This is a genomic window from Pseudohalioglobus lutimaris, assembly GCF_002866825.1.
GTDB classification, from domain to species: Bacteria; Pseudomonadota; Gammaproteobacteria; order Pseudomonadales; family Halieaceae; genus Halioglobus; species Halioglobus lutimaris.
Map to the genome: position 1 here is coordinate 109,624 of NZ_PKUS01000011.1, position 12,217 is coordinate 121,840.

Sequence of the window (12,217 nt, forward strand, 5' to 3'; positions counted from 1 at the left end):
ATCGGAGAGAACGCAATGGCCCATGTGGAACAGTCAGACCTGCCGATAATTTCGGACCTGAATGACTTTGATTACAACTCCGGGACGTTCCTGGAAAAACTGGTGTTTAACCATCGTGCAGTGGTTATGGCAATCTGTGCCCTGGTGACGCTTGTACTCGGTTATCAGGCCGTCCAGATCAAGTTGCAGGCGGGTTTTGAGAAAACATTACCCAAAGCCCACGAGTATGTCATCAACTACCAGGCTAATCGCAACGAACTGAAGGGGCTCGGCAACAACCTGCGAATAGTCGTTGCTGTTAAAGATGGCACCATTTTCACCAAGGAGAACCTGAAGTTTTTCGAGGAGGTCAATGATGAGATTTTCTTCATACCCGGAGTAAACCGCAACGGGATGAAGTCCTTGTTTACGCCTAATACCCGCTGGCGTGTCGTGACTGAGGAAGGCTTTGAAGGTGGACCAGTAATTCCCGGTGACTTTGACGGTTCCGCCCGATCAATAGGCGAGGTAAAGGTCAATATCATGCGTGCCGGTATCATGGGCGACCTGGTATCCAACGACGAAAAGTCGGCCGCCATTATTGTTCCGCTTCTGGACAAAAACCCGGAGACAGGAGAGCGCCTGGATTACGCGGAACTGGGTAAGAAGCTGGAAGAGGTTCGCGCCAAGTTTACTGAAGGCAACCCGGATCGCTCCATTCATATCATCGGCTTTGCCAAGTTGATCGGTGACCTCATAGACGGCTTGATGGCGGTGATGGTGTTCTTTGGCGTCGCAGTGATCATCGCCACCTTGCTGTTGTACTGGTACACGCGGTGCTTCCGTTCAACGCTTATGGTGATTGCCTGTACATTGGTTGCTGTTATGTGGCAACTGGGGATACTTTCCTACCTCGGCTATGAACTGGATCCGTTCTCAATCCTGGTGCCGTTCCTGGTATTTGCTATTGGTGTTAGCCATGGTGCACAGAAACTCAATGGTGTGCTGCAGGATATAGGCAGGGGCACGCATCGCTATATTGCCGCGCGTTATACCTTCCGTCGTCTGTTCCTGGCCGGCGTCACAGCTCTGTTATCAGATGGAGTGGGCTTCGCTGTGTTAATGATTATCCAGATTCAGGTGATTCAGGATCTGGCCATTACTGCCAGTATTGGTGTGGTGGTGCTGATTTTTACCAACCTGATCCTGATTCCCATTGTGCTGTCTTACACAGGTGTTGGTAAAAAGTGTGCTGAACGCGCATCACACCCGCATAAGTCCATTGAAGAGATGCACTGGCTCTGGCGATTCCTGCTGGCGTTTACCAAGCGTGGACCGGCTGCGGCTGCCATCGCGGTGAGTGTGGTACTGGCGGCTATCGGTATTGTGGTGGCTCAGGACCTGCAGATAGGTGACCTTGATGCAGGGGCGCCGGAGTTACGTGAGAACTCGCGCTATAACAAGGACGTGCGCTTTATGATCGAGAACTACTCGGTCAGCACGGATGTCTTCGCGGTCATCGCAAAGACCCCGGCAGACGGCTGTATCGATTATGAGGGGCTCAGCCTGGCAAACGAGCTGGAGTGGCGACTGCGTCAACTGGAAGGCGTCGAGGACGTTCGCGGTCTCAATGTGCGTACCCGGGAAATAATGATGGGTATCAACGAAGGCTTCCCCAAATGGCAGGCACTGTTTCGTAATCAGGACACGGTGAATTATGCGGTGAGCGAGCTGGTTACGTTGGAGTACGTCGACCCGGCCTGTTCTATCTGGCCCATGTTGGTGTACCTGTCTGACCACAAAGCGGCCACGCTGACCCGTGTTGTGAATACCCTTGACCAATTCAATGTCGAGTGGGGTGAGAACGAAAAAATCCAGTTTATGGGTGCTGCAGGTAGTTCCGGTTTTGAAGCCGCCACCAATATCGTGGTCAAGAAAGCCAACCGTGAAATGCTGTTCTACGTTTACGGGGCAGTGACCCTGCTTTGTATGCTGACATTCCGCTCCATACCAGGCGTGATCTGCGCCGTCTTGCCATTGATGCTCACCTCAATCTTGTGTGAAGCGTTAATGGTGTGGCTGGGTATGGGTGTGAAAGTGGCAACCCTGCCGGTAATTGCGCTGGGCGTGGGTATAGGTGTGGATTATGCGCTTTATGTTCTAACCGTGATTCTCGCCAAGGAGAAGCAGGGTATGGAACTGACCCAGGCCTACTATGAAACGCTAAACTTTACGGGCCGTGTCGTTGCGTTGATTGGCGTGACCCTGGCTGCAGGTGTCATTACCTGGACAGCATCGCCGATCAAGTTCCAGGCTGATATGGGGGTACTGCTGACGTTCATGTTCATCTGGAACATGTTTGGCGCGCTGATCCTGATGCCAGCGCTGGCCCACTTCCTCGTCAAGCCCAAGAAGCTGGCTGCGCAGGCCTGATCGGGAGAGACAGCAAACGGCCACCGGGATCTCTCGTTGGCCGTTTTTTTAGCTCTGGAGAAAGCCATGAAACTGTTTTTACGCTTCGCACTTGCAAGTATTCTGTTGGTTGCTTGCGCCTGCTCAAGTCCCAAGATGAAAGAGTCGGTGGCGACTGAGTTTGCCCTGGAAAACCTGCATCCCGTTAGCAAGACCGGCTTTGAGGAGGCGTTCGCATTACCTGACGCTAACCTGCCGGGGTATGCATCAGTAGCATTCTCGCGACTGGAGTCGGCTGACGTAGATGTCCCCCAGACTACTATTAGTGGAACGCTGCGTCGCGACTGGCAAATGACACCCGAGAAAGAGGAAAAGCTGGCAGCGGTGTGGCGCGATGCCTCTAGCCGGGCATTTGCCGACTACCCTCGTGACGGGGCGGGTGCGTTACAGATAACCGCTGTACTGACCCGGGTAGCCCCCAGGCGCACTTCATCGAGTGCGGGTTCGGGGGCCGGCGCCGGTTACCAGAGTACCGGCGATGTGGTCGAAATTTCCGCCGAGTTTCGCATACACAATGCTGCGAATGGCGAGCTGTTGGCTGTTGTGCGAGACCGCAGGAATATTGCTTCCCTGCAGTGGGGTAGAGCCGCGGGTGTGGACCTGGTCAACCTGTTCAACAGTTGGGCAAGTCTTTTGCACACCCGCGTGTCAGGCAGGTAGGTTTTAGTGGTTGCCACAACCGGAGCAACGATCAGAGCCCACGTCGCTTTCGAGAGCCGCGGAGCCGCTGTTTTCCTGCCAGACAGCAAGAGCGAGTATCGCCGTATAAAAACCGATGATGTAAGCCATGTTGGTAACCTCTTCAAAGAGCCGAAGTAATGCCTCGGCGTTGCATACAAGGTAAGGGCGGCAAGAGTATTCTTCAAATGGCTTTATTTCATTATAATGATGAATTTAGTTCATAATACAGGGCGCTGCTAGATGGAGATACGTGAGCTTGGCCGGCTGGACCTGAATTTGCTGGTGGCGCTTGAGGCTCTGCTGGAGGAGCGTAGTGTGTCCCGTGCCGCCGAGCGGCTCTATATCACCCAATCAGCAATGAGCAAGACCCTGGGTCGACTCAGGGAGTTGTTCGACGACCAGCTTTTCGTGCGACGGGGTTCAGGTATGGTGCCCACGCCCCGTGCAGAGCAGATCGAGGCGAGCCTGCCCGATGTATTGCAGGCGGTCCAGGCCATGGTAAGGCCGCTCAGTTTCGATCCTGCCACTTATGATGGGCAGATGAATATCCTGATGCAGGGGCATATGGGGGTCTGGTTTTTGCCGGCACTGATGGCGCGACTTCAGAGCTATGCACCTAAAATGCGGGTCAGGGCCTTCTCCAGGATCGAAGATCCGTTTGAGCAATTGTCTAATGGTAACCTCGACTTCGCGCTGCAAATCGAGCGGCATCACTATCCCCCTGACCTGGAATTGACCACGTTGGCATTCGCCCGCCCCGTGCTATTGGCGCGGAGGAAGCACCCGCTGTTCAAACTGGACGAGGTCACGCTGGAGGACCTGACGCAGTATCCGCACCTTTCTTTGTTATCCACCGATATATCAGAGGTAAGCTTTCACGAGGGTGACGCTGAAGCTGTGCTGGAGTTCGAGCGCCGCGCGCCGCATCACTATGAAACGGATGACCTGCAGACCGCTTTGGAAATCGTCAGGAAAACGGACTGCCTGTTTCCGGCGCCGCCCATGTTCATAGAGCAGTTCAATTTGTCGCGCTATATATCCGCGGTGCCGATACCGGGCATTGGTGATGTGAGTATCAAGTACGTTGCGGTGCGCCATCAGCGGGTCATAGGATCTCCCGCTCACGACTTCTTCTATGAGCAGATTATCGAGCTGACAGAAGAAATACGTGACCGGTTGGGGCTTCCTGATTTGCCTGCTCTGCGCAAGCAGAGAAAGCTTGCCTACTGATAATCGATATGTCTTGCTGTGACGATCTCAACCACTGTTTACGACGAGGGCATTTCCGCTTGAACTCGCATCGCTCAACTTCCGTGCTCGCTTACCTTGCCTGCATCGCCATCTGGATGACCAACCCCGGCTTGTCTGCGGCTGAACTGCAACAGAGCCTCGATGTTGTGGAATCCACCAATCGGAGCGCAGAACAATCACAGTCAAAGATTGATGCGCTGTCGCGTGAAACCCGGATACTACTTGAAGAATACCGAAGCCTGAAAGAGAGCGCGGAATACCAGGAGGCTTACACTCGCGAGCTGGAAAACCTGGACACAGCGCAACGCGGGCAGATTGAGTCGCTTAACCGCCAGATAGCCCAGGCACGCATTACCCGGCAGCGTATTCTTCCGCTGATGCGTTCCATGGTGGACGCACTGGAGAAATTTGTTGTACTGGATCTGCCCTTTCACCAGGAAGAACGCATCAGTGCCGTGATTCAGCTGCGCCAACGCCTCGACCGGCCAGACCTGTCGGTGGCTGCCCGTTTCCGGCTGTTGATGGAGGCTTACCAACTAGAGCAGGATTACAGTCGAACGGTGGAGGCCTGGCGTGGCCCGCTGCACAGCGACGGGGAGGACCTGTCGGTGGAGTATCTCCGACTCGGCCGCGCAGCCCTTTACTACCAGAGCCTTGACCGGGAGCAGAGCGGCTACTGGGACAGGGCTCAACAAGTGTGGATACCGCTGGAATCGACGCATGGCCGGGCACTTTCCGCAGCACTGCGTGTGGCGCGCAATGAGGCCGCACCCGACCTGCTGCAGTTGCCGTTTCTGGCAACAGGAGGTGCCCCTTGATGCGCCGCTTCCTGATACTAATATTTTTATGCAGCGCTTCTGTGGTGTCAGCCCAGGAACAGGGTACACAGCAGATCGACAATCTTGACCAGCTATTACAGTCGGTGCGGCAGGAACAGGAACGACAGCGAAGCATCAACAAGCAGCGTGAAACAGCATTCCTGGCTGACAAGCGGGCGCAACAGCGACTGCTGGCCGAGGCTCAGCGGGAATTCGAGCAGCAGCAAAAGCAGAACCAGCCGCTGCTTGCGGTGACGGATAACAATGCCCGAGAGATCACCCGGCTGGAAAATGAGTTGGAGACGGTGGTCGAGGATATCGGCGATCTCTCGAGTACGTTCAGGGAGTTCGCCGGAGATTTTGCGGCGGTCTTCCAGGAGTCCATGCTCAGTGTGCAACTGGGTGAAAGGGTTGCCGTGGTGCGAGAACTCGCCTCCACTGACACCCAGGTCACCATTGAGGAAATACAAGCGCTCTGGCTGCTGCTGCAGGAGGATATGACTGAGGCCGGGAAATTAACGCAGTTTGAGGCACCGGTGATCGACACCGCAGGGGTCACGCGGACCACCAGTGTGCTGCGGCTGGGTGTGTTCAACGCCTGGGAGCAGGGCGATTATCTGCGCTATGTGCCGGAGACTGGCGAACTGCTGGCGCTTGGTCGACAGCCCCCCGCGCGTTACAGAGATGCAGCGCGCGCTATCGCCACTGCTCAAGACGGGGTGTTCACGCTGGCTGTCGATCCCACCCGCGGTAACCTGCTGGGCATGCTCAGCTTTACACCCGATTTACGCGAGCGGATCGCACAGGGCGGGACCATTGGTTTGATTATCATCGCCCTGGGTAGCCTGGGTATGCTGTTGACTGCCTGGAGGGTGGCTTATTTGCTGCTGGTTTCCAGGCGCATCAGGAGGCAATTGGCAATGGCCGCATCCCCCAGTGCTGACAACCCCCTGGGTCGGGTGCTGAAATCGGTTGAGGGAATACCCATTGACCAGGAGGAACTGCTGCAGCTGAAACTGGATGAAGCTGTGCTCGCAGAGATTCCGGCACTGGAGCGCGGCAACGGGCTGATCAAGCTGCTGGCTGCTACCTCGCCACTACTGGGCCTGTTGGGCACCGTGACCGGCATGATTCTGACCTTTCAGGCCATCAGCCTCTTTGGAACCGGTGACCCCAAACTGATGGCGGGCGGAATTTCACAAGCGCTGGTGACCACGGTGTTGGGTCTGGTTGTCGCCATCCCGCTGTTATTCGGTCACAGCGTGGTGGCATTTTTATCTCGCGCCACGGTGCAGCGCCTCGACGAGCAATGTGCAGGCGTGCTGGCCCGTTCCGCAGAGGGCCCGTAGCGTATGTCCTGGTGGTATGCAGTGAGTGATTTTATCGAACAGGGCGGTGGTGTGCTGTGGGTGTTGTTTGCCACCTGTCTGCTACTCTGGTTACTGATTCTTGAACGTGCCTGGTTCCTGCGCATTTCCTGGCCCGGCCAGGCCCGCCACCTTGTGGTCGAGTGGCAATCACGGCGGGATCGCGCGTCGTGGCTGGCAAGGAAGGTACGCCAGTCCATGCTTTGCGAGGCGTCCCTCGCTCTGCATGCGAACCTGTCACTGATCAAGGTGCTGGTGGCGCTGTGTCCCCTGATGGGCCTGCTGGGCACAGTGCTCGGTATGATTGGTGTTTTCGAGGTGATTGCCGTGAGTGGCAACGATGATGCCCAGGCCATGGCCCGCGGTGTCTACCGGGCCACTATACCCACCATGGCCGGTCTGGTAGTGGCGCTCACGGGGATATATTTCACGGTGCGCCTGCGTCAACTCGCCGACCGTCGAAGCAGCGCCCTGCGTGACGCGATGCCAGTAAGTGGAAGGGACCCTGTGGTATGAGTGCCCGCCGTCACTTACCGGAACAGGACGAAGCCGAACTCGATATGACGCCGATGCTGGACATCGTGTTCATCATGCTCATCTTTTTTATCGTGACCACTTCGTTTGTCAAGGAGTCAGGGGTCACGGTGTCAACGCCGCAGGCCAGTACTGCGTCAAAACAAGCCAATGCAAATATATTCATCGCGATTACTGCGAAAGGTGAAATTTGGGTAGACCGGCGTCCAGTGGACCCGCGCAGTGTCCGCGCTATCGTGGCGCGCCTGCACGCGGATAATCCGGAAGGCTCAGTGATTATCCAGGCCGATGAAGAGGCGTCTACCCGTACGCTGGTAGAAGTGATGGATCAGGTAAGGCTTGCGGGGGTCGAAGGCATAGCCATCGCAGCGGAGAAAGGCGTGCAATGAGTCCAAGGGCGTTGCGCCTGCTTCCCTCCCTCAGCGGGGCAGTAGTGATTACAGTAGCGATATTCCTCTTTATGCACGGCCTTATCCGCCTCAGCCAGGTAGAGCAGGTTGAACTGGCTGTCTTCCAGAACGTGGAAATACTGCGAACTGAACCGCCAGAGCCTGAACAGGATGCGCAGCAGGATCAGCCAGAGGAACTCACCCAGGAACCGCAACTTGAGATGCCGCAACTGGCGCCGCCCAGCCCGCAAACCCCACAGGCGATGGAGATGCCCACGCTGGACATGGCATTGGGAGACATTGCCATACAGGCGGTAGGCGACAGTTTCAGCGCGCCGCTGGGCGCCGGTGGGGTTAGCATTCCGGGTGGCGGGCAGGATGCACAGGGGTTTGTTGAAGTGGTGCCCTACAACACGCGCAAACCCAACGTGCCCGATGTCGCCTGGCAGAACAAGATAAGTGGCTGGGTACTGGTCGCTTTCTCTGTGACCCCCAGTGGTACCACGCGCAGCGTGAGAGTGCTGGATGCGCACCCCCGGGGCGTGTTTGAGGAAAAGGTTATCGCCGCGGTGGAGGACTGGCAGTATTCGATCAGTTTTTCCGGGCGTAGTACCGCTGATGTGGTGCTTACACAGCGTGTCGATGTGCGTTGGCAGGACTACCCTGCGAATCTTCCCAATGTCGATTAGTACTCTTCGCCTGTGCGCCGCGACACTTTGCGCCGCGCTAATATGGGCAGGCCCACTGGGCGCCCAGAACCAGGGGCAGTATCGCAGCCGCATTCAGCTGGACCCTCTGGGTGAAATGGGAAAAGGCTCGGAGATGTCCGTGTCGGAACTGGAGGCCCAGATCGATCAGATCAAGGACCCCTATGCCAGGTCCAGCGCCGGCCGTTTTCTTGCCCGGCACTCGGTGCAGGAAGGGGATTACGAGGGCGCCATACGTTACTACCGGGAGGCGCTGGGCTCGAAAGGCTTGTCCGATGTCGCCAACCGTCAGATGCTGCGAGAGCTGGCCCAGGTGTATCTTCTCAACGAAGACTTCCGGCAGGCGGCGATCACCCTTGAGCGCGCGCTGGATATCAAGCTGCAGCCCGAGCCAGCAGACTTCCTGTTACTAGCGCAGGCGCGCTACCGACTCGGCGATTACGTTGCTGTGGTCGTTGCGCTGGACGGCATCAGTGCCGCCGGTCTCCAGCTTGATCGTCGCCAACTGGGCCAGGCGTTGGCGCTGTACTACCGTGCTGGCGCCTACCAGCAGTGCGAGCATATCCTCAGGCAGCTATTGCAACTTGAACCAGAAAACCCACAACACTGGCACCAGCTCGCCACGGTATACCTGCAGCAGAACAAGCGGCGCGATGCCCTGGATCAGTTATCACTTGCGCTGGAAAAGCAGGTGCCATTTACCGGGCCAGAATTACAGTTGCTCATTGACCTGCGTGCCGATGGTGGCAACCCTTACAGTGCCGCTGTGCTGCTGCAGGAAGCGATGGTGCAGGGCAGTCTGGACAACAACGCCGCCAACCAGCGCAAGCTTTTTGAGCTGTGGTTGCGGGCGAGGGAGAGAGACAAGGCCATAGCTGCACTGCAGGAGGCAGCCCGCAGCAGTGGCGACACAGAGCTTTATCTGTACCTGGCGCAGTTACAAATGGAAGACCAGCAATGGCAGGCCATGCTTGCCACGGTGCTGGCCAGTTGCAGCCAAAGCCTGGATGATCGCTATGTCAGCCGGGCCAACCTGCTGCTGGGCGTGAGCCTGTTCAAACAGGGCCGTGAAGAGGAGGCGCGTCGGGCGTTTATCAATGCGACGCTGGTCGGCGGCGCCAATGAGCAGGCGGCACAATGGCTGCAATTTATGGATGCGGCTCCCGCCACTGAACAAGAGCTGCGTCAGGTACGTGGGCCTTGTTACGGCAGTGCGGGCAAGAAGAGCACGCTGCAACCGGTACCCCGGCAGGTTGCGGCCCGGGCAGAAACAGGCGCCGACAATCCTGTGCAGGAAACTATGCGAGATAGTTTGCCCGCGGAAGTTGCTCTCAAAACCGTGCCCGCTCGACGCTTTTATTATGTCAGTCAGGACGAGTCGATAACGCAGTTGTTGCCGCGCATACGTGCGCTTGCAGTGCGACTCAACGTCAACCTGGTCAAGTCAGGTGGCTCTGCAGATGGTCCGGTTACCTTGCTGGCGCTACCCGGTGAAGATCTACGTCTGGCACTGCCCACCAGGGGTGCGCCGCAGGCCAGCGGGCGTTATCGTCTCTATAACGCGGCGAAGTTCAAGTGTGCCTGGCTGCACCTGGTGCAGGGGGAGGGTGATGCGCAGGCGATGATGGCGGGTTTTCGTAAGGACGTGGAAGCCGCTGGCTATCGCCTGACCGGGGAATACCGGCTGCAACAGATTCCCGGTGATGACACCACGGTGGAGCTGCAGTTGGGGGTCGAGTAGCGGGCAGGCGTCGCGACAGACGCCCCAACCGTTTTGCTCAAGCGCCCTGAATAGTCTTTACCACGTCTCGTGCTGAGAGTATGGCCCCGTCAATATAGCTGACATCGAGACAGTCGCCGATGCGGTGTACTTCAGCATCCAGACTGTCCAGTTGCCCGGCCAGGCTATCATCCCCTTCGGCGCCCAATGCAATAATGACTTGCTTTGCCTTGAATGAGCGAGTCTCATCGTCGATTTCGCACACCACGCTGTCAGCGGTAATCTCCTTTACCGGCGCCTGGGCGTGAATATCCACGCCATGTTCGCGCAACATATGTAACACCCGTGCTCTGCGTACGATCGCCAGTTCGGCGCCGAGTTCGCGCCCCGGCTCCACGATGGTGACCTTGCGGCCCCTTTCCACCAGGTATTCCGCCAGTTCCAGCCCGACGAGACCGCCGCCTATAATCACTATCTGGTCAGCCAGTGGCATCCAGATGCGTGAGGCAAAACGCAGCAGGGCCACGCTGCGCAAGGCCCCTGTAAGACGACCTATCAACAGGGCACAGCGTGCAAATAGTGAAAGTTTGCGTGCCGCTGCCGGGTCGGTGCCGAAGAGTACGCCGCGCAGCTCTTCGCCGTCGAAGACATGGCGCTGGGACTTGCCGGGTATGTCCGGCGCCTGACGCAAGGCACCGGTGGCCAGAATTACGTGGTCTACATCTGCGGCGTGAATAGCAGCTGCCTGGGCCGTTTTGCCCAACTGCAGGTCGACGGGTAGCCGGCGCATCTCACTGGAGAGGTAGTCTATAAGACCCTCGTTGGGCGCATAGGCCAGTGCGGCGATGCGGGCAGTCCCGCCAAGATCTTTGTCGCGCTCCCATAGTGCAACCTTATGGCCCTGTTCAGCCAGTATGCGTGCTGCTTCCATGCCGCCCGGGCCTCCGCCGACCACCAGGACGCGGAGCGGGTTATTGCTGCTCGCGAGGATGTCACCTTCCCATTCGCGCCCCATGTTGCTGTTGACGGCACACATCATGGGCTGATTGATGAAGATCTGGCTCACACAGATATAGCAGTAGATACAGGGCCTGACCTGGGACGCATTACCGCTGGCGAGTTTTTCAGGCAAATGCGGGTCCGCCAATAGCTTCCTGCCCATCGCCAGGAAGTCATAGTCACCGGCAGCCAGATGCTGTTCAGCGGCCTCCGGCTCGATTCGCCCCACGCCGATAACCGGGATACCTACAGCCTGCTTCACCTTTTTGGCGAACTCCACGAAGCCGCCGGGCTCGTGTACCAGCGGTGCCTCGGTGAACGCAATTGCATGCGCTACGTTACCGTAGGCACTCACGTCGATAGCGTCTGCGCCGGCTTGTTCACACAGCCTTGCGGTGACCACGCAGTCATCAGGGGTGATGCCGCCTTCCGTGCGATATTCCATGGCATCGAGACGCACGAGAATAGGAAACTGGCCCCCGGTCCTGTCCCGTACGGCCGCGATTATCTCTGTCAGGAAGCGTGCGCGGTTCTCCCGTGAGCCCCCGTACTGATCATCGCGCCGGTTGCTGTAAGGGGAGAGGAAGCTGGCGATGAGGTACCCGTGACCCGCGTGGATTTCGATTCCGTCGAAACCGGCACGCTGGGCACGTTCCGCCGCGTCGGCAAAGCCGGCAACGATCCCGGCTATATCTGCGGCCTGCATCTCAAAGTACTGCGGCCCCTTACCGTCAGGCCCGGCCGCTTTGATGAAATGCCCGATTTCGTTGCGTGTCAGTACGTGAAACATGTCGCTTGCAGAGGGGCGCAGGATGGAGGGCAGGGGGATTTTACGCCCCGCCACGGTGTCTTCCTGTGCCATCTTTCCGCCATGATTGAGCTGGGCGACAATCTTTGCGCCGTGCCGGTGCACTCTGTTCGCCAGATCAGTAAGGCCTGGGAGAAATTCGTCTTTGGAAAAACCCACTGTATTGGGCATGGTGGAACCGTTGGGGAAGCATGCGGCTGAAGTCTCCAGAACCAGCAGTCCGGCACCACCACGAGCTCGCTCTTCGTAGTATGCGAGCAGGCGTTCTGAGCAACTGCCGTCTGTATTCGCGAAATTTGAGCCCATTGCCGCCAGTACGATGCGGTTGCGCAGGGACATGGAACCGATTTTGCCGGGAGAGAGCAACTTGCCAAACGCTGTAGACATTTCTGTGACCTCTTTTCCTTTTATATATGAGAATATGGATGACAGGCGGTTGGGCTAAAAGTACGGGGCAGTCCAAACTCGTAGACATCTGCGCTCTGTCGGGTC

General features: G+C 57.5%; 11 protein-coding genes. 9 read left to right on the forward strand and 2 right to left on the reverse strand.

From position 1 onward, the window contains the following. Positions 1-15: 15 nt before the first annotated feature. The gene (locus C0039_RS10955) at positions 16-2,412 is read left to right on the forward strand and encodes an efflux RND transporter permease subunit (RefSeq protein WP_076001472.1); all 2,397 of its coding nucleotides are present in this window, start codon (positions 16-18) and stop codon (positions 2,410-2,412) included. A gap of 66 nt (positions 2,413-2,478) precedes the next feature. After that, positions 2,479-3,111, forward strand: a complete 633-nt coding sequence (locus C0039_RS10960) for a hypothetical protein (protein WP_101518066.1) — start codon at positions 2,479-2,481, stop codon at positions 3,109-3,111. 3 nt (positions 3,112-3,114) lie between these two features. Here C0039_RS10960 and C0039_RS21410 read toward each other — a convergent pair whose 3' ends face one another. Continuing rightward, positions 3,115-3,240, reverse strand: coding sequence for a hypothetical protein (locus C0039_RS21410; RefSeq protein ID WP_279304925.1), 126 nt, complete (start codon positions 3,238-3,240; stop codon positions 3,115-3,117). 132 nt (positions 3,241-3,372) lie between these two features. Here C0039_RS21410 and C0039_RS10965 point away from each other — a divergent pair, with 132 nt between their 5' ends. From C0039_RS10965 to C0039_RS10995, 7 genes are read left to right on the forward strand one after another with little or no spacing between them, the layout of a single operon-like run. Next, complete coding sequence (locus C0039_RS10965) at positions 3,373-4,362, forward strand: LysR family transcriptional regulator (RefSeq protein WP_076001470.1); 990 nt, start codon at positions 3,373-3,375, stop codon at positions 4,360-4,362. 59 nt (positions 4,363-4,421) lie between these two features. Next, a complete protein-coding gene (locus tag C0039_RS10970; RefSeq protein ID WP_076001469.1) occupies positions 4,422-5,201 on the forward strand; it encodes a DUF3450 domain-containing protein in 780 nt (259 codons plus the stop codon). Further along, positions 5,201-6,550: a MotA/TolQ/ExbB proton channel family protein gene (locus tag C0039_RS10975; RefSeq protein ID WP_101518067.1), complete on the forward strand. Its 1,350-nt coding sequence runs from the start codon at positions 5,201-5,203 to the stop codon at positions 6,548-6,550. The genes C0039_RS10970 and C0039_RS10975 overlap by 1 nt, the downstream gene beginning before the upstream one ends. Before the next feature lie 21 nt (positions 6,551-6,571). Then, positions 6,572-7,084 carry a MotA/TolQ/ExbB proton channel family protein gene (locus C0039_RS10980; RefSeq protein WP_232334809.1) on the forward strand — a complete coding sequence of 171 codons (513 nt, stop codon included), beginning with the start codon at positions 6,572-6,574 and terminating at the stop codon, positions 7,082-7,084. Then, a complete protein-coding gene (locus tag C0039_RS10985) occupies positions 7,081-7,491 on the forward strand; it encodes an ExbD/TolR family protein (RefSeq protein ID WP_076001467.1) in 411 nt (136 codons plus the stop codon). Before C0039_RS10980 ends, C0039_RS10985 begins: the two co-directional genes overlap by 4 nt. After that, positions 7,488-8,180, forward strand: a complete 693-nt coding sequence (locus C0039_RS10990) for an energy transducer TonB (RefSeq protein ID WP_076001466.1) — start codon at positions 7,488-7,490, stop codon at positions 8,178-8,180. Before C0039_RS10985 ends, C0039_RS10990 begins: the two co-directional genes overlap by 4 nt. Then, positions 8,170-9,939, forward strand: coding sequence for a tetratricopeptide repeat protein (locus C0039_RS10995; RefSeq protein ID WP_165787100.1), 1,770 nt, complete (start codon positions 8,170-8,172; stop codon positions 9,937-9,939). The genes C0039_RS10990 and C0039_RS10995 overlap by 11 nt, the downstream gene beginning before the upstream one ends. Positions 9,940-9,976: 37 nt before the next feature. Here C0039_RS10995 and C0039_RS11000 read toward each other — a convergent pair whose 3' ends face one another. Then, positions 9,977-12,112 (reverse strand): oxidoreductase, encoded by a 2,136-nt coding sequence (locus C0039_RS11000; protein ID WP_076001464.1) that lies wholly within the window; start codon positions 12,110-12,112, stop codon positions 9,977-9,979. Positions 12,113-12,217 lie beyond the last annotated feature (105 nt).